This window comes from Gordonia cholesterolivorans (genome assembly GCF_039531975.1).
GTDB lineage: Bacteria > Actinomycetota > Actinomycetes > Mycobacteriales > Mycobacteriaceae > Gordonia > Gordonia sihwensis.
The window spans coordinates 28354-48953 of the sequence record NZ_BAAARB010000010.1; the positions used below are offsets into that span (position 1 = coordinate 28354).

Consider the following 20600-nt stretch of genomic DNA (forward strand, 5'->3'; position numbering starts at 1 on the left):
CTCCGCCATCGGCTCCGTCCGGACCGGGCCCGGCGGGAGAACACAGTGGCAAAGAAGATCAAGCAGACACACACGACCAAGCGACGGATCGCCGGCGACCGACGACATGTGTTCCGCACGGCGGCGGCCGTGGCGGCCACGATGATCGTGACCGCGACAGCGCTGACCGCGTGCACCAAGACCGACACCGGCAGCGAGACCACACTCGACGATCTGCGGAAGGCCGGAACCGTCACCGTGGCCTACGCCAATGAAGCGCCGTATTCGTTCGACGCCGACGGGCAGCTCACCGGCGGCACCATCGCACTCCACCGCGAAGTGTTCCGGCGGCTCGGCGTCAACGAACTCAAGGGCGTGAAGACCGACTGGGGCGGCCTCATCCCCGGACTCAACGCCAAACGATACGACCTGGTCAGCGCCGGAATGTCGATCACGCCGGAGCGGTGCGGCCAAGCCGCGTTCAGCGTTCCCGAGATCAACTACACCACCGCGCTGATGGTGCAGCCGGGCAATCCGAAGCACCTCACGGACATGGATTCGATCAAACGCTCCGGCGCGAAGATGGCGGCCATGACCGGTGCCATCGAGGCCGACTACGCCTCCGAACTGGACATCCCCGATCCGATGCTCGTCAAGGACCAGCAGTCCGGGATCGATGCCGTGAACTCCGGCCGGGTGGACGCCTTCGCTCTGACGGCGGTATCCCTGAACTACGCCAAGACGCACACGCCCGGCCTCAACGTCGAAGTCACGCAGCCGTTCATCGCGTTCATCGACGGCAAACCCCAGAATCCGGCGGGTGCGACGGTGTTCCGGAAGGAGGACACCTCCCTGCGCGACGCGTACAACGCCGAGGTGAAGAAGATCCTCGCCGACCGCACCGAGTACATGAAGATCCTCGGCCCGTTCGGCTTCACCGAGGAGAACATCCCCGATCCGTCACTCACCACCGACCGGTTGTGCCGCGGCGAGTGACCGGGTTCGGATCGAGATGAGCCACGATCTCGACGCGCTCGTCGACGCCCTGCCCGCCCTCGGGCGCGGCATCGTCGTCACGCTGGAACTGACGGCCGGCGGCGGTCTGCTCGCCTTCGCACTCGCACTCACTCTCGGCACGCTCGTACGGGTGAGGTCGCTTCCCATCCGGTTCGTGGCCCGCGTCCTCATCGAGTTCTTCCGCGGGACATCCCTCGTCGTGCAGCTGTTCTGGCTGTTCTACGTGCTCCCCCTGCTCGGCTATCAACTCGATCCGGTGTTCTGCGGCGTCCTCGCACTGGGACTCAACTACGGCGCCTACGGGGCCGAAGTGGTCCGCGGTGCCCTCAACGCGGTACCACCGGCCCAGGTGGAGGCCGCCGTCGCGTTGAACTTCACCGCCCGGCAGCGCCTCACCCGAGTGGTCTTCCCCCAGGCCTGGGCGATGATGATCCCGTCGCTGGGCAACCTGCTGATCCATCTGCTCAAAGGCACCGCGTTCGCGTCCTTCATCACCCTGCAGGACCTCACGGCCGGCATCGTCGACCTGCAGAAGACCACCGGCGACACGCTGTTCTCCTTCGGAGTCGGGCTGGTCATCTATCTCGTGCTCGCCTACGTGGTCACGTTGTTCATCAACCTGGCCGAGGCGCGGGCCAAGCACCGTCTCGGCCGCGGTCCCACGCTTCGGGAGATCCTCAGCCTCCGTCCGCAGTCCCAGGACGCTCCCGGGGGTGCGCTGTGATCGAGTGGAGTTGGCAACGCGCACAGGACGCGCTCCCGGTGCTGTGGGACGGATTCCAGATCACCCTGCTCGCCACGGTGATCGGCTTCTTCATCGCCGCTGCGCTGGGGCTCGTGATCGCCGTCATCAGACGGTCGGCGCCGCGTTGGCTGTCCGCGCCGGTGTACGCGGTGGCCGAGTTCATCCGTCTCACCCCGATCGTGGTGCAACTGCTCTTCGTATTCGCCCTGTTCCCGCAGTTCACGCCGCTGTCCATCGGTGTCACGGTCCTCGGAGTGCACTACTCGAGCTACATGGCGGAGGTGTACCGGGCCGGCATCGAGGAGGTTCCCATCGGACAGTGGGAGGCGGCCCGTGCGCTGTCGCTGCCGGCCGGCCGGACCTGGCGAGCGATGATCCTGCCCCAGGTACTGCGGAACTCGCTGCCCGCACTCGGCAACAACGCCGTGTCGATGTTCAAAGACACCCCCTACCTGTTCACGATCTCGGTGGTCGAACTGGTCACCGCCGCACAGACCTACGGCGCCGCCCACTTCGCCTACCTCGAGGCGTTCACCCTCGCCGGCGCCTTCTTCCTGGTGGCGAGCTACCCGACCTCGGTCCTGATCCGACGACTGGAGAAACGCCTTGCCCGCTGACGACCGGAACCCTCCGAACGCCCCCGACGCAGCCGAATCCGCGGATGCCATGATCCGCTTCGACGGCGTCGTGAAACGCTTCGGCGACCACCTGGTTCTCGACCATCTCGACTTCACCGTCGACCGCGGCGAGAAGGTCACCCTGATCGGCCCCAGCGGCTCGGGGAAGACGACGATTCTCCGGCTGCTCATGACCCTGGAGAAGGTCACCGACGGCGTCATCTGGGTGGGCGGCCGACCGCTGAGCCATCAGCTGCGCGGGGACCGGCTGGTCCCCGCGAAGGAGAAGTACCTTCGCGAGGTCCGCAAGAACATCGGGATGGTCTTCCAGCAATTCAACCTCTTCCCCAACATGACGGTGCTGCAGAACATCACCGAGGCTCCGATCCACGTCCTCGGCCGGAGTCGAGACGAGGCGGTCGAGCATGCGCGGAGCCTGCTCGACACCGTCGGACTCAGCGACAAGGAGTCGGCGCATCCCACGCAGTTGTCGGGCGGTCAGCAGCAGCGCGTCGCCATCGCCCGCTGCCTCGCGATGAGTCCGTCGGTGATGCTGCTGGACGAGGTGACCTCCGCACTCGACCCCGAACTCGTCGACGGCGTCCTGTCGGTGCTGCGCGACATCGCGGTCACCACCGACATCACGATGCTGATCGTGACGCACGAGATGCGTTTCGCCCGCGAGGTCTCCGACCGCGTGATGATGTTCGACGACGGCAGAATCGCCGAGGAGGGTCCGCCCGAGCAGATCTTCGGCGACCCGCGGGAGGAACGCACACGAGAGTTCCTCAAGGCGATCCGCTGACGTCCTACCCGCTGTTGCGCAACGCCGTCGCCAGACCGTTCATCGTCAGCTGAATACCGCGGCGAATGAGCGGCGAGTCCTCCCCCGACCGGAACCGCTGCAGCAACTCCACCTGCAGCAGGTTGAGCGGCTCCAGATACGGGAACCGGTTGTAGACCGACCGTTTCAGCGCGTCGTTGTCGGCCAGCAGATCCGTGGTGCCGGTGATCGCGGTGTACATCTCGAGAGTCCGCTCGTGCTCTTCGACGATCATCGAGAAGACGCGGCGGCGCAGTTCCTCATCCGGCACGAGTTCGGCGTACCGGGACGCCAGACCCATGTCCGACTTCGCCAGCACCTGCGCCATATTCGACATCACCGAGCGGAAGAACGGCCAGTTCTCGTAGTACCGCCGCAAGTCGGCGATCCGCGCGTCGTCCCCGCCGGTCCACTGCGCGAACGCGCTGCCGACTCCGTACCAGCCCGGGAGCATGACGCGGCACTGCGTCCACGAGAGCACCCACGGGATGGCGCGGAGGTCGGAGATGGCGGTGGTCTGCTTGCGTGAGGTCGGCCGGCTGCCGATGTTCAGCGCCCCGATCTCCGACAGCGGCGTCGACGCGGTGAAGTACTCCACGAAGCCGGGAGTCTCGTGCACCAGCGCGCTGTACGCCCGCCGCGCGGACTCGGCGAGTTCGTCGAAGTCGGCGTACGCTCGCTCGGGATCGTCGAGGCCTTCCACGTCGAGTAGCGACGACTCGATGGTGGCGGCGAGCAACGACTCCAGATTCCGCCGCGCGCTGACGGGCTCGGCGTACTTCGCCGCGATGATCTCGCCCTGTTCCGTGAGGCGCAGCGAGCCGGTGACGGCACCGGGCGGCTGAGCCAGGATCGCGTCGTAACTGGGTCCGCCGCCACGTCCGACGGTCCCTCCGCGGCCGTGGAACAGCCGCAGCCGCACCTCCGCCGCGCGGGACGCGGACACCAGGTCGAGTTCGGCGCGATACAGCGCCCAGTTGGCCGCCAGGTAGCCGCCGTCCTTGTTGGAGTCCGAGTAGCCCAGCATCACCTCCTGGACGTCGCCCTGCGCGCGGACCAATGCCCGGTAGAAGCCCAGGTTCAGCGCCGCGGTCAGTGTGGCCGCGCCGCCGCGCAGATCCTCGATCGTCTCGAACAGCGGCACCACGCGCACCGAGCACGACGGCCCGGCGTCGCCCGGTCCGGCGGCATGATAGATCCCCGCCTCCTTCAACAGGATCAGCACCTCCAGCAGATCCGATACGGACGAGCACATGCTGATGACGTAGTTCGGGACGGCGCGGGGGCCGAACCGCTCGATCGCACCCGCCGCGGCGTGCACCACCCCCAGCTCCTTCATCGCGAGCTCGCTCAGTTCGGCGTCGGGAGTCGTGAGCGGGCGGCGCGAGGCCAGCTCCGCCGTCAGCAGGCCGATCCGGTCCGCCTCCGGCAGCGCCGGGTAGTCGGCGCACACCCCGGCCCACGAGAGGAGTTCGGCTACCACCTGCTCATGTGTCTCGGAGTTCTGCCGCATGTCGAGTCCGGACAAGTGAAAACCGAAGGTGCGCACCGCTTCCCGGAGCGTCGCGAGGCGGTCGTCGGCGATCGAGTCGTCATGAGCGGCGCGCAGCGCCCGGTCGATCACGTCGAGGTCGGCGAGGAATTCGTCGGCGTCGCCGTAGGGTGCCGCCGCACGCGCGGTGTCCAGTTCCGCCGGGTCGACGGCATCCTCGCCGAGCGTGTGCAGCGCACGGGCGAGAACGCGCGAACGCACCGCTGAGACCGCCGAACGGAAGGGTTCGTCGTCGGTGTCCCCCGGTTCGTCGGGCGGGGCGAACCCGGAGCCGAGTGCCGACAGTGCGGGTGAGACCGGCGAGAACAGCCGTGCGGACAGGCTCAACTCCTGATGCAGCGCAGCGAGCTCGTCCAGGTGATGGCGCATCGCGGTGCGTGCGGCACTCGTGGCCGCCTCATCGACCACCTCTGCCGAGACGAACGGATTGCCGTCACGGTCGCCGCCGATCCACGAACCCATGCTGATCATCGACAGGCCGTCGAGACCGGCGTCGGGATAGGCCTCGACCAGGGCCGCGCGGACGTCCTTGTTCAGGGCGGGCACCACGTCGAAGAAGGACGCCCCGTAGTAGCGGAGCCCGGTGGTGATCTCGTCGGAGATGGTCAGCCTGCGCAACCGGATCAGGGCGGTCTGCCACAGCACCAGGATCTGCCTGCGGATGTCCTCCGTCAACCGGGCGTCCTCCTCCGGAGTCAGCTCGGTCCGCGCCCGCACGCGCATCAGTTCGGTGATCCGGTTCTGCGCGTCGAAGACGCTGCGCCGCCGAGTCTCCGTCGGGTGTGCGGTGATCACCGGGACCACCTCCGCCGACCGCAGCGCGGCGGCGACGTCGGCGTCCGTGCGACCTGCGTCGGCGAGCTTGCCGAATGTGGCCGCCAACGACGACGGCGGAGCCGGGTCGCCCGCGCGCTGGTGGATGCGCCGTCGGCGTTCGCGGTGAAGGTCCTCGGCGAGATTGGCGAGCAGGGCGAAATTGGTGAACGCCCGGATGACGGGCATCAGATCGGCGACCGCCCGTCCGTCGTACCGCCCAGCCAGCTGATCACGCGTCACCTCGGCGTAGCGGATGCCGAAGGCGTCGCGGCGGGAACTCTCGACGAGCTCGAAGGTCGCCTCTCCCGCGTGGGAGCGGATCACCTCGCCCAGCAGTCCACCGAGGAAGCGGATGTCTTCGCGCAGCGGTTCGGTGAGGGCGCGCCCGGTGTCGTCGACGCTGATGCGATCGACCATCGGAGTGGCGATGGCGCGGGCGAGGGTCTCGGGAGTCAGCGAATCGGAGGCCATGCGCACAAAACTACGCGCCGCGCCGCCTCACGGCTCACCGAGCGAGCGGACTACGAGAACTTGATGTCGAGGCCGACGCCGATGATCAGGATGACCCAGACGAGACCGACGAAGACGGTGAGCCGGTCGAGATTCTTCTCGACCACCGATGAGCCGGACAGACTGGACTGCACGCCGCCGCCGAACAGCGAGGACAGGCCACCACCCTTGGCGCGATGCAGCAGAACCAGAACGATCAGCAGCACGCTGGTGATGATCAAGCCGATGTCGAGCGCGATAGTCACGGGTCGGTGGTCCTGTTCGTCGAATCTTGCGAAAACGCCTGTGGCAGGTCGCGTCCTTCTCGGATGCAACCTGCCACAGTCTACGCGATGGTGGTCGTGACTAGTGAAACCACCTGCAGCGCGTCACAGCAATGGACCGCCCGCGGCGATGGCCGACAGCTGCGCGAACTCGTCGGCCTTGAGCGAGGCCCCGCCCACCAGAGCACCGTCGACGTCGGACTGCGCGACGATCTCTCCGACGTTCTTGGCGTTGACCGAACCGCCGTAGAGAACGCGGACCGAATCGGCGGTGGCCTGGTCGGCGATCTCGGCGAGCGCGCCGCGCACCGCACCGCAGACCTCCTGAGCGTCGGCCGCACTCGCGACCCGGCCGGTGCCGATGGCCCACACCGGCTCGTAGGCGACGACGACCTTCGCGATGTCGGCGGCCGACAGCCCGGCCAGCGACGCCTTGATCTGCGCCACGTTGTACGCGACGTGATCACCGGCCTCGCGAACCTCGAGTCCTTCGCCGATGCAGACGATCGGCGTGAGCCCGTGGCGCAGCGCGGCCTTGGTCTTGGCCAGCACCACCTCGTCGGTCTCCGAGTGCAGGGTGCGACGTTCCGAATGTCCGACGACGACGAACGTGCAGCCGAGCTTCGCCAGGAACGCGCCACTGATCTCACCGGTGTACGCACCCGAGTCGTGCTCGGACAGATCCTGCGCACCGTAGGTCAGCAGCAGCTTGTCGCCGTCGACGATGGTCTGCACGCTGCGGATGTCGGTGAACGGCGGGATCACCGTCACGTCGACCTTCTCGAAGTACTTCTCGGGAAGAGCGAAGGAGATCTTCTGGACGAGTGCGATGGCCTCGTAGTGGTTGAGGTTGCACTTCCAGTTTCCGGCGATGAGCGGCTTGCGCGCGCCCGCCCCGCTCACTGCTGCACTCCCAGCACGGCCAGGCCCGGCAGTTCCTTGCCCTCGAGGTACTCCAGGGAGGCGCCGCCGCCGGTCGAGATGTGCGAGAACGCCTCGTCCGGAATGCCGAGCGCGCGCACTGCCGCGGCGGAGTCGCCACCGCCGACGACGCTGTACGCGCCGTCGCGGGTGGCCTCGACGATCGCTTCGGCCACCCCGCGGGTGCCCTCGGCGAACTTCTCGAACTCGAACACGCCCGACGGGCCGTTCCAGAAGATCGTCTTGGCACCGCGCAGCACCGCGGCGAATCGCTCGACCGTCCCCGGACCGATGTCCAGGCCCATGCCCTGCTCGAAGCCGTCCGCCGTCATCGCGATGCTGGTGTCCGCGTCGGCGGCGAACTTGTCCGCGACGACGATGTCGTGCGGCAGGTGGATCACGTCGCCGTACTTCTCGAGCAGGTCCTTGCAGGTGTCGATCATGTCTTCCTGCATCAGCGAATCGCCGACCGGGCTGCCCTGCGCCTTGATGAACGTGAAGGCCATGCCGCCGCCGATCACCAGGGTGTCGACCTTGGGCGCGAGCGCCTCGATCACGCCCAGCTTGTCCGACACCTTCGAACCGCCGAGGACGACGGCGTAGGGACGCTCGACGTCGGAGGTGAGCTTGCGCAGCACCTCCACCTCGGTGGCCACGAGGTCGCCGGCGTACGCCGGGAGCAGCCGGGCGACGTCGTACACCGACGCCTGCTTGCGGTGGACCACGCCGAATCCGTCGGAGACGAACGCGCCGTCGTCGCCGACGAGCTCGACGAGCGCCTTCGCGAGCTTGTTGCGCTCGGCATCGTCCTTGCTGGTCTCGCGCGGATCGAAGCGGATGTTCTCCAGCAGGAGGACGTCACCGTCGGTGAGTCCTTCGGCGCGCGCGAGCGCATCCGAGCCCACCACGTCGCCGGCGAGCTGGACGTTGCGGCCCAGTTCCTCCGACAGCCGGGCGGCCACCGGCGCCAGCGACAGCGCGGGATCCGGCTCCCCCTTGGGGCGGCCCAGGTGCGCGGTCACGATGACCTTGGCACCCGCCTCGACGAGTTTGGCGATGGTCGGAGCCGACGCGACGATGCGCCCCGGATCGGTGATCGCGCCGCCGTCGAGCGGCACGTTCAGATCCGAGCGCACCAGCACGCCGCGGCCCTCGACTCCTTCGGCCAGCAGGTCTTCCAGAGTTCGGACTGCCATGGTGACTACAGCGACTTCCCGACGAGACCGATGAGGTCGACGAGGCGGTTGGAGTAGCCCCACTCGTTGTCGTACCAGGAGACGGTCTTGGCCTGGTTGCCGATGACCTTGGTCAGACCCGAGTCGAACAGCGACGAGTGCGGATCGGTGACGATGTCGCTCGAGACGATCGGCGCGTCGTAGTACTTGAGGATGCCCTTCAGCGGGCCCTCGGCGGCGGCCTTCATGGCGGCGTTGATGTCCTCGGCGCTGGCGGTCTTCTTCAGCTCCGCGGTGAGGTCGGTGACCGAGCCGGTCGGGATCGGCACGCGCAGCGCGTAACCGTCGAGCTTGCCCTGCAGTTCGGGCAGGACCAGGCCGATGGCCTTGGCCGCACCGGTGCCGGTCGGAACGATGTTGATCGCGGCGGCACGCGCACGGCGCAGATCCTTGTGCGGGCCGTCCTGCAGGTTCTGGTCCTGCGTGTAGGCGTGAATGGTGGTCATCAGACCCTGCTCGATGCCGAACTCGTCGTTCAGCACCTTGGCCATCGGGCCGAGGCAGTTGGTGGTGCACGAGGCGTTCGAGATGATGTTCTGGCTGCCGTCGTACTTGTCGTCGTTGACGCCCATCACGATGGTGATGTCCTCGTCCGAGGCCGGCGCGGAGATGATGACCTTCTTGGCGCCGGCGTCCAGGTGACCCTGGGCCTTCGCGCGCGCGGTGAAGATGCCCGTCGACTCGACGACGACGTCGACGCCCAGATCGCCCCACGGAAGGGCTGCGGGGCCCTCCTTGACCTCGAGGGCCTTGATCTTCATGTCGCCGACGACGATGGTGTCGTCGCCCTCCAGGCGGACGTCCTGGGGCAGACGGCCGAGGATGCTGTCGAACTTCAGCAGGTGAGCCAGTGTGGCGTTGTCCGTCAGGTCGTTGACGGCGACGATCTCGATGTCGGTGGTTCCGAGCGCCTTCTGCGCCTCGACGGCACGGAAGAAGTTGCGGCCGATGCGGCCGAAGCCGTTGACGCCTACCCGAACAGTCACAAGTTGCTCCTTAAGCGGTGGTGTTGAGCCGGCGGTTCGTTACCGGCCCGCTCCCACCAGCCTAATAGCCGCCGCTCGCGAGGTCACCGGAAGGTCACTTGTGAGCGATGGGGTGTTCGTCACCACGCCGGGCGGGCGCCCCTACGCCTCGTCGAGGAGTTCGGCGGTGACCGCCGACTCGGTGTCCGGGATGCCGTCGGTCCGGGCCCGCTTGTCGGCCATCGACAGCAGGCGACGGATGCGGCCGGCCACCGCGTCCTTGGTCATCGGCGGATCCGCCAGTTGGCCGAGTTCCTCCAGCGAGGCCTGCCGGTGTTCCACGCGGAGCCGGCCGGCGGCCAGCAGATGGTCGGGCACGTCGTCGCCCAGGATCTCGAGCGCACGTTCCACGCGGGCGGCCGCGGCCACGGCGGCCCGCGCCGAGCGGCGCAGGTTCGCGTCGTCGAAGTTGGCCAGACGGTTCGCGGTGGCGCGCACCTCGCGCCGCATCCGGCGTTCCTCCCACACCAGGCGGGTGTCGTGCGCGCCCATCCGGGTGAGCAGCGCGCCGATCGCCTCGCCGTCACGGATGACGACCCGATCGCTGCCGCGGACCTCGCGGGCCTTGGCCGAGATGCCGAGCCGCCGCGCCGCGCCGACGAGCGCCAGAGCGGCCTCCGGGCCGGGGCAACTGACCTCCAGGGACGACGACCGGCCCGGCTCGGTCAACGAGCCGTGCGCCAGAAACGCTCCGCGCCAGGCGGCTTCGGCGTCGCCGACACTCCCGCCGACCACCTGCGCGGGCAGGCCGCGCACCGGCCGACCGCGCATGTCGAGCAGTCCGGTCTGGCGCGCCAGGGCCTCGCCGTCCTTCGTGACGCGCACGATGTAGCGCGCGCCCTTCCGCATTCCGCCCGAGCGGAGCACGTGGACGTCGGCGTTGTAGCCGAACAGACCGTGGATCTCGTGCCGCAGCCGCCGCGCCACGTTGCCGAGGTCCACCTCGGCCTCCACCACGACGCGGCCGCCCACGATGTGAATCCCCCCGGCGAATCGCAGCAGCGCCGACACCTCTGCCTTGCGGCAGCTGATCTGCGTCACCGACAACCGGCTCAGCTCGTCCTTGACCGCCCCAGTCATAGCCACGGTTCAAAGCCTCCTGTCCTCTGATATCCCCCGTTGCCCGACAGCCGCGCCGAGCGTCTCGAGTCCGGAAGCATGCCAGATGTGCTGGTCCAACCTTACCGGCGATCATTTCAGTCGATCAGCCCGACCACCGTCGCGGCGGTTTTCGCCGGATCGTGCACCGCGGTTCCCGGAACCGCGAGATCCGCCACCCGCAGACGGGCCCCGAACCGGCCCGCCGCGCGTTCGAGATACTCGCGTTCGGCGCCCTCCGGCACCGACGCGGAATCGACGACGACGTCGTCCACCCGAAGGGTGGGAGCGTGCGCGTGCAGCACATGCAGGTGCCGCTCCACCGAGTATCCGGTGGTCTCCCCCGCCTCGGCTGCGAGATTGACGAACAGGATCTTGCGCGCCGACGTCTCGCTCAGCGCATCGAGCTGATCGGGCACCAGCACATGCGGAATCACGCTGGAGAACCACGATCCCGGACCGAGGGTCACCACGTCCGCCTCCCGGATCGCCGCCGCGGCCTGCGCACAACCGGCCGGAGCGTCGGGGATCAGCCGCACCCGCCGCGGCTTTCCCGGTGTGGTCGCGACCGCCACCTGGCCGCGGATCACGCGACTCACCCGGGGGTCCTTCTCCAGTCCGGACACGTCGGCCTCGATCACCAGGGGGACGTCGGCCATCGGCAGCACCCGGCCGTCGACGTCGAAGAGGTCGGTGAGGTCGTCCAACGCTTTCACCACGTCGCCGGTCACCTCGTTGAGCCCGCTGAGGAGCAGGTTGCCGATCGGGTGGCCGGCGAGCGCGCCGTAGCCGCCGAAGCGGTGCTGCAGCACGCGCGCCCAGCGCTGGTGCCGGTCCGCGGAGGCCGGGTCCACGCGCCGTCGCGCCTCGAGCGCGGCCGGGGCCGCCATCAGCGCCGCCAGCGCCATGCGCAGATCGCCCGGCGGAATCAGGCCGAGTTCGGCGCGCAGGCGGCCCGACGATCCTCCGTCGTCGGCGACCGTCACGACGGCCGTGACGTCGGCGGTGAGGTAGCGCAGCGCGGTGAGCGTGTTGAACAGACCGTGGCCGCCGCCGAGCGCCACCACCTTGAGCCCCTCGATCAGGTCGGGTACGGCGATCTCGGGTGCGCCTTCGCCGGCGCTCATTCGTTGCCCAGGTCTCGGTGGGTCACTTCGACGTCGTAGAGCCGGTGGCCGTCGGCGTCGACCACCTCCGACAGTCGTCGCGCCAGATCCTCGGACATCGCGACGCTGCGGTGCTTCCCGCCCGTGCAGCCGATGCCGAGGGTCATGTATCCCTTGCCCTCGCGCAGGTAGCCGCGGCCGACGATGCCCACGATGTCGACGTACCGGTCGAGGAACTCCGCGGCGTCCTCCTGTCCCAGCACATAGTCGCGGACCTGCGGTTCGCGGCCGTTGTGCTCGCGCAGTTCCGGGATCCAGAACGGGTTCGGCAGGAACCGCACGTCAGCGACGAGATCGCAGTCGATCGGCAGTCCGTACTTGAACCCGAACGACTGCACCGCGATGGCGAGCCGGCGGCCCGCGACGTTGGGGAAGACGTTCTCCACGATCGACCGCAGTCGGGTGGAACTCAGGTTGGAGGTGTCGATCACGGTGTCGGCTCCGGCCGCGAGCGGTGCCATGACCGCACGTTCGGCGGCGATCCCCTCTCCCAGAGTGCCGTTGCCCTGCAACGGGTGCCGCCTGCGGACCTGCTCGAACCGGCGGACCAGCACCTCGTCGGAGGCGTCGACGAAGATCATCGACGTGGTGGCGCCGCCGTCCTCCAGATCGCGGCGCAGCGCCGCCATCTCGGCCGCGAAGGAGGGATCGCCGCCCCGGACCACCATCGCGATCCGCTGCGCACCCACCTCGCTGCTCCGCACCATCTGCACGAGCTGCGAGATCAACGAGATCGGCACGTTGTCGCTGACATACCAGCCGTCGTCCTCGAGGACGTTGGCCACCGACGTGCGGCCGGCACCGGACATGCCGGTGACGAACAGCACCGTCGTACGGCTATCCGTTTCAGTCAACTCTGCGATTCCTCCATGTCGGGGACGGTCGTCTCGGGGCTTTCGCGGTCGGAGTCGTGGAGCGCGTCGTGGACGGCCTGCGCGGTGGCCGGGCCGATGCCCTTCACTTCGCCGATCTCCGCCACGGTCGCCTTCTTCAGATTGGCCACGGAACCGAAATGAGTCACCAGCGCCGTCCGCCGCCCCGCACCCAGGCCGGCGATCCCGTCGAGCGCCGAGGCGGTCATCCGTTTGCTGCGCTTGCTGCGGTGGAAGGTGATGGCGAACCGGTGCGCCTCGTCGCGCACGCGCTGCAACAGGAACAGGGCTTCGCTGTTGCGGGGCAGGATCACCGGCTCATCATCACCCGGAATCCACACCTCTTCCAGTCGTTTGGCCAGACCCACGACGGCCACGTCGGTGACGCCGAGCTCGTCGAGGACCGAGGCGGCGGCGTGCGCCTGGGGCGCGCCGCCGTCGACGACGAACAGATTCGGCGGATATGCGAATTTCCTCGGTCGGCGCGAAGTGGCCTCGTCGTCGGCCGCCGTCTGCCCCGATGCGCCCGCCTGATCCGAGGCGGACTCTTCCGGCGGCGGGGTGATGGCCCCGTCGCGGTGTCGGGCGAAGCGGCGCCGGGTGACCTCGGCGATCGACGCGACGTCGTCGGAGCGCCCGTCGCCGGCCGCCTCCTTGATCGAGTAATGCCGGTAGTCCGACTTCCGTGCCAGACCGTCCTCGAAGACGACGAGCGAGGCCACGACGTCCGTGCCCTGGACGTGCGAGATGTCGATGCACTCGATCCGCAGCGGCGCCGTGTCGAGCCCCAGTGCCTCCTGCAGCTCGGTCAGCGCCGCCGACCGAGTGGTCAGATCCCCCGCACGCTGCAGCTTGTGCCGCGCGAGGGCCTCGGTGGCGTTGCGTTCCACCGTCGTCATCAGCGTGCGCTTGTCGCCGCGCTGCGGAACGCGCAGACTCACGTGCGCCCCGCGTCGCTCGGCGAGCCACTTCTCGACATCCGCGGCGTCGTCGGGCAGTGCGGGAACCAGCACCTCGCGCGGGATGCCCGAACTCATGTCCGTCTCGGCGCCGTAGAACTGGGTCAGGAAGGTGCCGACCTGATCGGCGAGCGAGGCGTTCTCCTGGACCTCGACCACCCATCCGCGCTGACCGCGCACCCGTCCGTCCCGGACGTGGAAGACCTGCACGGACGACTCGAGTTCGTCGCCGACCAGAGCGATCACGTCGGCATCTGTCCCCGACCCCAGCACCACGGCCTGCTTCTCCATCGCGCGCCGCAGCGCGGAGACGTCGTCGCGCAGCCGGGCCGCCCGCTCGAAGTCGAGTTCCTCCGCCGCGCTGTTCATCTCGCGTTCGAGGTTTCGGATCAGACTGTCCGTGCGCCCGCCGAGGAAGTCGCAGAAGTCCTCGACGATCTCCCGGTGCTCGGCGGCCGACACACGGCCGACGCAGGGTGCCGAGCACTTGTCGATGTAGCCGAGCAGGCACGGCCGACCCATCTGCTCGCTGCGGCGGAATACTCCTTTGGAGCACGTCCGGACGCCGAAGACGCGGGTCAGCAGATCGACCGTCTCGCGAATGGCCCAGGCGTGCGAGTACGGGCCGAAGTACCGGACGCCGGGCCGGCGCGCCCCGCGGTAGACGAAGACGCGCGGATACTCCTCGTTGAGGGTGACCGCGAGCATCGGGTAGCTCTTGTCGTCGCGGTAGCGGACGTTGAACCGCGGGTCGAACTCCTTGATCCAGTTGTATTCGAGCTGCAGCGCCTCCACCTCGGTGGTGACGACGGTCCACTCCACTGAGGCGGCGGTGGTGACCATCTGCCGGGTGCGCGGATGCAGGCCGGTGATGTCGGCGAAGTACGACGTGAGCCGTTGCCGCAGATTCTTGGCCTTGCCGACATAGATGACCCGGCCGTGCTGATCGCGGAACTTGTAGACGCCGGGATCGGTCGGGATGGTGCCCGGCGCCGGTCGGTAAGTCGATGGATCAGCCACGCCCCCAGGTTAGTCGCCGCCGGTGACACGGGTTCGGCCCGGACGCGGTCACGACACCGCGCGGTGGTACCGCTGCGGCGAGACGCCCGCCGCGCCTAGCCTTGTCGCATGACCGGTCGGCACCGCAGACACCGGCGGCCGGCGGCGTTCGCGCTCGCCGGCGCGCTGATGAGCGCGGTGGCTCTCGGGGCCTGCGCCACCGACTCCGCCGACTCCTTCGCCGAGGACTACACCGCCTATCTGCGCGGCCGGTCCGACGTGACCTCGTTTCGCGTGCACCCCAACAATGCGGTCCTGAGCCGCGGTTCGGTGGACACCGTCGTCTCACTGCGCGCCGGACTGCCGGACGAGGACGTCGCGCGCGCGGCGCGTGAGCTCGCCGCCCACCGCGGCGGCGCCGTCATCGACGAGCACCGCATCCGCGTCGAGTTCTCGGCACGCGACTCCTCCGGCGGACCCGTCGCGGCCGAGATCTACCTGGTACCCGGTTCCGACAACCCGCGCCTCGGCGATCCGGCGAGGTATCTGGACTGGGTCCGGCGGACCCGGCAGTTCACCGCGTCGAACCCCGGGGTCACTGCGGTGCGCGCCTGGCGCACGGCGATCGCCGCCGAGTCGTCGCGGGACGCGTACCCGCTGGCGGAGAGCCTCGACCGGTTCATCGCCGACGATTCCGGGGGCATTCGCGAACTCTCGGTGACCGGTTCGGACTGCGTGTTGCAGTGGGACGCCGGAGACACGCCGGCCGATCTCGGGCGGTACCGGGACCTGCTCGCACTGCTGCCGGCCGGCACCTCCCCCGTGCACTGCCGGGCCACCTCGCAGCGGCCCGAACCCGCGGCGGCGGTCTATCTCACGGTGTCCCGGACCACGCCGGACACGGTCGTGGAATCGATACGGGCGCGAGCCGCCGAGATCGGTCTGCCCGCGCAGATCGCGGTCGCCGCATGAGGCGACGACGATGTCGGACGGCCGCGCGCTCCGGCTTCCGGCTCACTCGGCGTTCTGTGCCACCCCGTATCGAGTCTGGAACTCGCGATAGCGCTCCATCGCGTCCACCGCGAGGTCGCCGTCGCGCGCCTGCACGGCCATCACCGGGATGTGCTCGTCGCCGGGGAACAGCAACCGCGCACAGAACCCCTTCTCCGGGTACTCCAGGCCGAGCACCTGATCCCACGGGAATACCCGCTCGGAGACGAGGTTGAGAACTCCGACGCCCTCGGGCCCGAGCCGCAGTCGCGCGCGGGTCAGGAAGAGGATCGCGCCGCTGATCACGACGCCGACGCCGATCAACGCCACCTTGTCCGACCATCCGACGTTGACGCCCGTGTATGAGATGTCCAGGAGCAGCCCGAAGGTCAGGTGGATGATCATCACCACCGCGACCGCCACCCACGCGGCGATCCGCATCCACCGCGGCCGGTAGACGTACTCCCACGTGTCGTCGGTCGCGGCGTCGGTCATTCCAGTCCCCGGAGGATGAGCGCGGAGGCCAGGGCCGCGGTCATCGCCTGCGCGCCCTTGTCCTCGGCCGAATCCGGCAGGCCCGCGCGATTGAGGGCCTGCGCCTCGTTCAAAGTGGTCAGGACACCGTTGCCCACCGGTGTCGACTCGTCGAGCGAGACACGCGTGAGGCCCGCGGTGACCGCGTCGCAGACGTACTCGAAGTGCGGGGTCTCGCCCTTGATGACGACGCCGAGCGCGACGACCGCGTCGTGGGTGCGCGCGAGCGCCTGAACGATCACCGGCAGCTCGATGGCACCGGCGACCTGCACCACCGTCGGCTCGGTGACGCCGTTGGCCGCCGCGGCGCGCAGTGCGCCTTCCAGCAGCGCGGTGCAGATCGTCTCATGCCACTGCGAGGCGACGATCGCGACCTTCAGTCCGCTCGCGTCCGCGAGATCGAGGGTGGGTTCACCGACGCCGCTCATGCACCTTCTCCAGTTCCCTCTGCCGCCTCGGGCAGGATGTCGTCCAGACCGTCGAGCACATGGCCCATGCGGTCGCGCTTGGTACGCAGGTAGCGCAGGTTCTCGGCGTTCGCGCGCACCGGCATCGGCACGCGGTCCACGATCTCCAGCCCGTACCCGTCGAGGCCGACGCGCTTGGCCGGGTTGTTGGTCAGCAGGCGCATCGATCGCACGCCCAGGTCTACCAGAATCTGCGCGCCGAGACCGTAGTCGCGGGCGTCGGCGGGCAGACCGAGTTCCAGATTCGCATCGACGGTGTCGGCACCGCTGTCCTGCAGCTGGTACGCCTGCAGCTTGTGCATCAGACCGATGCCGCGGCCCTCGTGCCCGCGCATGTACAGCACCACGCCGCGGCCCTCGCGGCCCACCATCTCCATGGCCGCCTGCAGCTGCGGCCCGCAGTCGCACCGCAGTGAGCCGAAGACGTCGCCGGTGAGGCACTCGGAGTGCACGCGCACCAGGACGTCCTCGCCGTTCTCGGCGATGTCGCCCATCACCAGCGCGATGTGCTCGGCGTCGTCGTAGGGGCTCTGGTACCCGACGGCGCGGAAGGTCCCGTACTCGGTGGGAATGCGCGCGTCGGCGACCTTCTCGACGTGCTTCTCGTGATGCCTGCGCCACGAGATCAGGTCGGCGATCGAGATCAGGGCCAGTTCGTGCTCATCGGCGAAGACCCGGAGCTCGTCGGTGCGGGCCATGTGTCCCGGATCCTTCTGGCTGACGATCTCGCAGATCACGCCCGCGGGCGCCAGACCCGCGGCGGTGGCCAGATCGACGGCCGCCTCGGTGTGGCCCGGGCGGCGGAGCACGCCGCCCTCTTTGGCGCGCAACGGCACCACGTGCCCGGGACGGGTGAAGTCGTGGGCGTCCGACGTCGGGTCGGCCAGCTTGCGCATGGTGGTCGCCCGGTCGGCCGCGCTGATGCCGGTCCCGATGCCTTCGCGGGCGTCGACGGTGACGGTGTACGCGGTGCCGTGCTTGTCCTGGTTCACCGAGTACATCGGCGGCAGCCCGAGCCGGTCGCAGTCGTCGCCCGCGAGGGGCACGCACAGGTAGCCCGACGTATAACGCACCATGAACGCCACCAGCTCCGGAGTCGCCTTCTCGGCGGCGAAGATGAGGTCGCCCTCGTTCTCGCGGTCCTCGTCGTCCACGACCACGACGGCCTTGCCCGCGGCGATGTCGGCGATGGCGCGCTCCACGCTGTCGAGGACCACGCGTCCCGTCTCACCGCCGACTGTCGACCCGCTGCCCTCGGCGCTCTCGCGCACCCCGCCGGTCCCGATCTCACTCATTCGGCTCACTGCCTTCCACACCACTGGTCGCGAGCCGGCCGGCGCCGGTGAGACGCTCGACGTACTTCGCGATGACATCGACTTCCAAGTTCACGCGCACCCCGGCTCGGGCGCCGGAGAGGTTCGTCTCACTCAGAGTCGTCGGAATCAACGACACCTCGAACCAGTCCCCGTATTCCCGGTCGACACCGACGGACGAGACCGTCAACGAGATGCCGTCGACGGTGATCGACCCCTTCTCGACGATGTAGCGTGCGAGCTGCTCGGGAATGCCGATCCGTACCACGGTCCAGTTCTCGCTCGGCGACACCGAGACGATGACGCCGACCCCGTCGACGTGTCCCTGAACGATGTGCCCGCCGAAACGGCCGCCCGCGGCCATCGCGCGTTCGAGGTTGACGCTCGCGCCCGGACCCAGGCGGTCGAGTGAACTGCGCCGCAGCGTCTCGGCCATCACGTCGACGGTGAACTCGTCGTCGGTCAGCTCGGTGACTGTGAGACAGACGCCGTTGACGGCGATCGAATCTCCGAATGAGGCATCGCTGGTGACCAGCGGCCCACGAATACGAAAACGCGCGGCCTCAGTGAGGTCGTCGCGAGCGGTGATTTCGCCGCGTTCCTCCACGATTCCCGTGAACACCGTCTCTCCTTTGCCAGGTGTGCTCGGGAGAGACAGATCGCGGCACGGCGCCGCACTGCCATTCTCTCGTATCCGGACTCTGACCGTCGGCCCCGGAATCGCACCGGAGTCTGCTCGTCCCCTCGCTGTCGCGAGGGCGCTCGCGGGCTCATCCCTTGGAGGGCATCACCGCCGGTGGGGAATTTCACCCCGCCCCGAGAACTCAATATTGAAATTAGCACGCAGCCGGGCCCAGCCGCGTACCCGCTCTCCCGTACACCGGGTCCGGGCACGTCAGAGGGCCTCGCACCGTTAAGCGCGCAGTGCGCGAAACGCCGGCCTGTGCTCAGTCGCGGCGCTCGAGGGTGACCAGCAGGTCGTCGCCGAGTCCACGCGTGCCGGTCCGGATGAAGCGGTGCGCATCCGCGAGTGTTCCGACCGTGCCGTCGTCCACCGCTGCGCGGCCCGCTCCCAGCACAGTGGGTGCCAGGTAGCAGTGCAGTTCGTCGACGAGACCTGCTGCGAGGAACGCTCCGATGATCGCCGGGCCCCCCTCCACCAGGACGTGCAGTGCGTCCGGCAGCGCGGCCACCACCTCGCGCGGGTCACGGCTCGCGACGTGCAGCAGCGGGGACGGTCCACTGCGCACCCGTGCCGTCGGGGGCACGTCGCGCAGCCCGAGGACGACGCGGGTGGGCTGGTGGCTGTACAGCGTCCCGTCCGGCCGCCGGGCGGTGAGCGCCGGGTCGTCGGCGATCACCGTTCCGGTCCCGACCACGATGGCGTCGATCCGCGCGCGCTGCGCATGCGCATGCTCGCGTGCGGCGGCGCCGGTGATCCACTGGCTGGTGCCGTCGGGTGCCGCGACGCGGCCGTCGAGAGTCGCCGCGATCTTCGCCGTGACGAACGGACGCCCCCGCTCACGCTGGAAGAGCCACTGCCGCAGCGGACCTCGGCGAGCCTCGTGCTCGAGCACCGACTCATGGACGTCGACGCCCGCGGCCCGGAGCGTGGCGGCGCCGCCCGCCGCCGCCGGATTGGGATCGCCGACGGCGAAGTGCACCGCCGAGACGCCGGCGGCGAGCAGCGCCTGCGAGCACGGGCCGGTGCGACCGGTGTGATCGCAGGGTTCGAGGGTCACGACGGCCGTGCCGCCCCGCGCCCGGTCCCCCGCCTCGCGCAGGGCCATCACTTCGGCGTGCGGTCCGCCCGGCGGCTGGGTCCGGCCCACTCCCGCCACCTCGCCGAGCTCGTCGAGGATCACCGCGCCGACGGGCGGATTCGGTGAGCTGAGTCCCTGCGAGTCCGCAGACTCGGCGATCGCACGCCGCATCGCGGCGGCGACGGTGGCCGCATCGACCACCGCGCTACCGACCGTCGCGGACGAGGGTGGCTTTGCGGCGCAACTGCGCCACGCGGGCGGCGGGATCGTCGCCGCCGTACACGGCCGACCCCGCGACGAAGCAGTCCACCCCGGCCTCGGCGGCCTGCTCGATGGTGGAATCGCTGATCCCGCCGTCGATCTCGATCAGCAGGCGCAGGTCGCCGCTGTCGACCCGGCTCCGGATGGTGCGGACTTTGTCGAGCACCTCGGGCATGAACTTCTGCCCACCGAAGCCCGGCTCCACGCTCATCACCAACAGCGTGTCGAAGTCCCGCAGGATCTCCAGGTACGGCTCCAGCGGCGTGCCGGGCTTGATGGCCAGGCCGGCCTTGCCTCCGGCCGCGCGGATGTCGCGGGCCACGGCCGACGGATCGTCGGCGGCCTCGGCGTGGAAGGTCACGTTGTAGGCGCCGGCCTCCGCGTACGGCGGCGCCCAGCGGCCCGGGTCCTCAATCATCAGGTGGCAGTCGAGCGGAATGTCGGTGGCCTTGAGCAGGCTCTCGACCACCGGCAGGCCGAGCGTCAGATTCGGCACGAAATGGTTGTCCATCACGTCGACGTGAACCCAGTCGACGCCGGGATCGACGTCGGACGGGCCGACCGCCGCGATCTCCGCGGCGAGATTGGCGAAGTCGGCGGACAGGATGGACGGGGCGATCATCGGTGCCGGGCGGCCGGGGTTGCACATGGCGCTGATTCTACGAGAACGCGGCC

Annotated in this window: 20 protein-coding genes and 1 riboswitch; of the genes, 5 read left to right on the forward strand and 15 right to left on the reverse strand. The window is 69.0% G+C overall.

Translation table 11 applies throughout. The annotated features are described in order from the left end of the window. The first annotated feature begins 141 nt into the window (after positions 1-141). The 4 genes from ehuB to ehuA are packed head-to-tail and all read left to right on the forward strand — an operon-like array spanning position 142 to position 3163. Positions 142-975, forward strand: a complete 834-nt coding sequence (gene ehuB / locus ABFX36_RS10690) for an ectoine/hydroxyectoine ABC transporter substrate-binding protein EhuB (protein ID WP_278127427.1) — start codon at positions 142-144, stop codon at positions 973-975. Between the two features lie 16 nt (positions 976-991). After that, positions 992-1720, forward strand: coding sequence for an ectoine/hydroxyectoine ABC transporter permease subunit EhuC (gene ehuC / locus ABFX36_RS10695; RefSeq protein WP_006894845.1), 729 nt, complete (start codon positions 992-994; stop codon positions 1718-1720). Beyond that, the gene (gene ehuD, locus ABFX36_RS10700; RefSeq protein ID WP_346076269.1) at positions 1717-2358 is read left to right on the forward strand and encodes an ectoine/hydroxyectoine ABC transporter permease subunit EhuD; all 642 of its coding nucleotides are present in this window, start codon (positions 1717-1719) and stop codon (positions 2356-2358) included. The genes ehuC and ehuD overlap by 4 nt, the downstream gene beginning before the upstream one ends. A 49-nt stretch (positions 2359-2407) precedes the next feature. Then, positions 2408-3163: an ectoine/hydroxyectoine ABC transporter ATP-binding protein EhuA gene (gene ehuA / locus ABFX36_RS10705; RefSeq protein WP_039866791.1), complete on the forward strand. Its 756-nt coding sequence runs from the start codon at positions 2408-2410 to the stop codon at positions 3161-3163. Positions 3164-3167: 4 nt separating this feature from the next. Here ehuA and ppc read toward each other — a convergent pair whose 3' ends face one another. From ppc to uvrC, 9 genes are all read right to left on the reverse strand, one after another. Continuing rightward, positions 3168-6020, reverse strand: a complete 2853-nt coding sequence (ppc, locus tag ABFX36_RS10710) for a phosphoenolpyruvate carboxylase (protein WP_346076270.1) — start codon at positions 6018-6020, stop codon at positions 3168-3170. A gap of 50 nt (positions 6021-6070) precedes the next feature. Beyond that, positions 6071-6304: a preprotein translocase subunit SecG gene (secG, locus tag ABFX36_RS10715; RefSeq protein ID WP_006894841.1), complete on the reverse strand. Its 234-nt coding sequence runs from the start codon at positions 6302-6304 to the stop codon at positions 6071-6073. Between the two features lie 123 nt (positions 6305-6427). Beyond that, positions 6428-7225, reverse strand: coding sequence for a triose-phosphate isomerase (gene tpiA / locus ABFX36_RS10720; protein ID WP_006894840.1), 798 nt, complete (start codon positions 7223-7225; stop codon positions 6428-6430). Beyond that, positions 7222-8439: a phosphoglycerate kinase gene (locus ABFX36_RS10725; RefSeq protein WP_346076272.1), complete on the reverse strand. Its 1218-nt coding sequence runs from the start codon at positions 8437-8439 to the stop codon at positions 7222-7224. Before ABFX36_RS10725 ends, tpiA begins: the two co-directional genes overlap by 4 nt. A gap of 5 nt (positions 8440-8444) precedes the next feature. Continuing rightward, complete coding sequence (gene gap / locus ABFX36_RS10730) at positions 8445-9464, reverse strand: type I glyceraldehyde-3-phosphate dehydrogenase (protein WP_006894838.1); 1020 nt, start codon at positions 9462-9464, stop codon at positions 8445-8447. Positions 9465-9605: 141 nt separating this feature from the next. After that, on the reverse strand, positions 9606-10589 hold the full coding sequence (gene whiA / locus ABFX36_RS10735; protein WP_039866771.1) for a DNA-binding protein WhiA: 984 nt from the start codon (positions 10587-10589) through the stop codon (positions 9606-9608). A gap of 110 nt (positions 10590-10699) precedes the next feature. After that, on the reverse strand, positions 10700-11728 hold the full coding sequence (locus tag ABFX36_RS10740; protein ID WP_006894834.1) for a gluconeogenesis factor YvcK family protein: 1029 nt from the start codon (positions 11726-11728) through the stop codon (positions 10700-10702). Then, entirely contained in the window at positions 11725-12621 is an 897-nt protein-coding gene (rapZ, locus tag ABFX36_RS10745) for an RNase adapter RapZ (protein ID WP_045540113.1), read from the reverse strand. The genes ABFX36_RS10740 and rapZ overlap by 4 nt, the downstream gene beginning before the upstream one ends. Further along, positions 12618-14618, reverse strand: a complete 2001-nt coding sequence (uvrC, locus tag ABFX36_RS10750) for an excinuclease ABC subunit UvrC (protein ID WP_045540110.1) — start codon at positions 14616-14618, stop codon at positions 12618-12620. The genes rapZ and uvrC overlap by 4 nt, the downstream gene beginning before the upstream one ends. A 108-nt stretch (positions 14619-14726) precedes the next feature. Between uvrC and ABFX36_RS10755 the strand changes: the two genes are divergently transcribed. After that, entirely contained in the window at positions 14727-15569 is an 843-nt protein-coding gene (locus ABFX36_RS10755) for a hypothetical protein (protein WP_062367508.1), read from the forward strand. A 42-nt stretch (positions 15570-15611) separates the two neighbouring features. On the opposite strand, the gene ABFX36_RS10760 is transcribed toward ABFX36_RS10755, so the two are convergent. From ABFX36_RS10760 to rpe, 6 genes are all read right to left on the reverse strand, one after another. Continuing rightward, positions 15612-16082, reverse strand: coding sequence for a PH domain-containing protein (locus tag ABFX36_RS10760; protein ID WP_006894825.1), 471 nt, complete (start codon positions 16080-16082; stop codon positions 15612-15614). Continuing rightward, a complete protein-coding gene (gene ribH / locus ABFX36_RS10765; RefSeq protein ID WP_006894824.1) occupies positions 16079-16549 on the reverse strand; it encodes a 6,7-dimethyl-8-ribityllumazine synthase in 471 nt (156 codons plus the stop codon). The genes ABFX36_RS10760 and ribH overlap by 4 nt, the downstream gene beginning before the upstream one ends. Next, positions 16546-17883, reverse strand: a complete 1338-nt coding sequence (locus ABFX36_RS10770; RefSeq protein WP_006894823.1) for a bifunctional 3,4-dihydroxy-2-butanone-4-phosphate synthase/GTP cyclohydrolase II — start codon at positions 17881-17883, stop codon at positions 16546-16548. The genes ribH and ABFX36_RS10770 overlap by 4 nt, the downstream gene beginning before the upstream one ends. Then, positions 17876-18523: a riboflavin synthase gene (locus ABFX36_RS10775; RefSeq protein WP_006894822.1), complete on the reverse strand. Its 648-nt coding sequence runs from the start codon at positions 18521-18523 to the stop codon at positions 17876-17878. Before ABFX36_RS10775 ends, ABFX36_RS10770 begins: the two co-directional genes overlap by 8 nt. 56 nt (positions 18524-18579) lie before the next feature. After that, positions 18580-18729: riboswitch (FMN riboswitch) on the reverse strand. Positions 18730-18848: 119 nt separating this feature from the next. Continuing rightward, positions 18849-19835 carry a bifunctional diaminohydroxyphosphoribosylaminopyrimidine deaminase/5-amino-6-(5-phosphoribosylamino)uracil reductase RibD gene (gene ribD / locus ABFX36_RS10780; RefSeq protein WP_062367533.1) on the reverse strand — a complete coding sequence of 329 codons (987 nt, stop codon included), beginning with the start codon at positions 19833-19835 and terminating at the stop codon, positions 18849-18851. Between the two features lie 34 nt (positions 19836-19869). Then, positions 19870-20574, reverse strand: coding sequence for a ribulose-phosphate 3-epimerase (gene rpe / locus ABFX36_RS10785; RefSeq protein ID WP_006894820.1), 705 nt, complete (start codon positions 20572-20574; stop codon positions 19870-19872). Between the last annotated feature and the right edge of the window lie 26 nt (positions 20575-20600).

What these genes read in the sequence shown, in the direction of transcription:
- ABFX36_RS10760 (WP_006894825.1), bottom strand. Translation starts at nt 16,082, where the DNA reads ATGACCGACGCCGCGACCGACGACACGTGGGAGTACGTCTACCGGCCG.
- ehuC (WP_006894845.1), top strand. Translation starts at nt 992, where the DNA reads ATGAGCCACGATCTCGACGCGCTCGTCGACGCCCTGCCCGCCCTCGGG.
- ABFX36_RS10740 (WP_006894834.1), bottom strand. Translation starts at nt 11,728, where the DNA reads ATGAGCGCCGGCGAAGGCGCACCCGAGATCGCCGTACCCGACCTGATC.
- ppc (WP_346076270.1), bottom strand. Translation starts at nt 6,020, where the DNA reads ATGGCCTCCGATTCGCTGACTCCCGAGACCCTCGCCCGCGCCATCGCC.
- rpe (WP_006894820.1), bottom strand. Translation starts at nt 20,574, where the DNA reads ATGTGCAACCCCGGCCGCCCGGCACCGATGATCGCCCCGTCCATCCTG.
- ABFX36_RS10755 (WP_062367508.1), top strand. Translation starts at nt 14,727, where the DNA reads ATGACCGGTCGGCACCGCAGACACCGGCGGCCGGCGGCGTTCGCGCTC.
- ribD (WP_062367533.1), bottom strand. Translation starts at nt 19,835, where the DNA reads ATGCGGCGTGCGATCGCCGAGTCTGCGGACTCGCAGGGACTCAGCTCA.
- ehuB (WP_278127427.1), top strand. Translation starts at nt 142, where the DNA reads ATGATCGTGACCGCGACAGCGCTGACCGCGTGCACCAAGACCGACACC.
- ehuA (WP_039866791.1), top strand. Translation starts at nt 2,408, where the DNA reads ATGATCCGCTTCGACGGCGTCGTGAAACGCTTCGGCGACCACCTGGTT.
- ABFX36_RS10725 (WP_346076272.1), bottom strand. Translation starts at nt 8,439, where the DNA reads ATGGCAGTCCGAACTCTGGAAGACCTGCTGGCCGAAGGAGTCGAGGGC.
- ribH (WP_006894824.1), bottom strand. Translation starts at nt 16,549, where the DNA reads ATGAGCGGCGTCGGTGAACCCACCCTCGATCTCGCGGACGCGAGCGGA.
- ABFX36_RS10770 (WP_006894823.1), bottom strand. Translation starts at nt 17,883, where the DNA reads ATGAGTGAGATCGGGACCGGCGGGGTGCGCGAGAGCGCCGAGGGCAGC.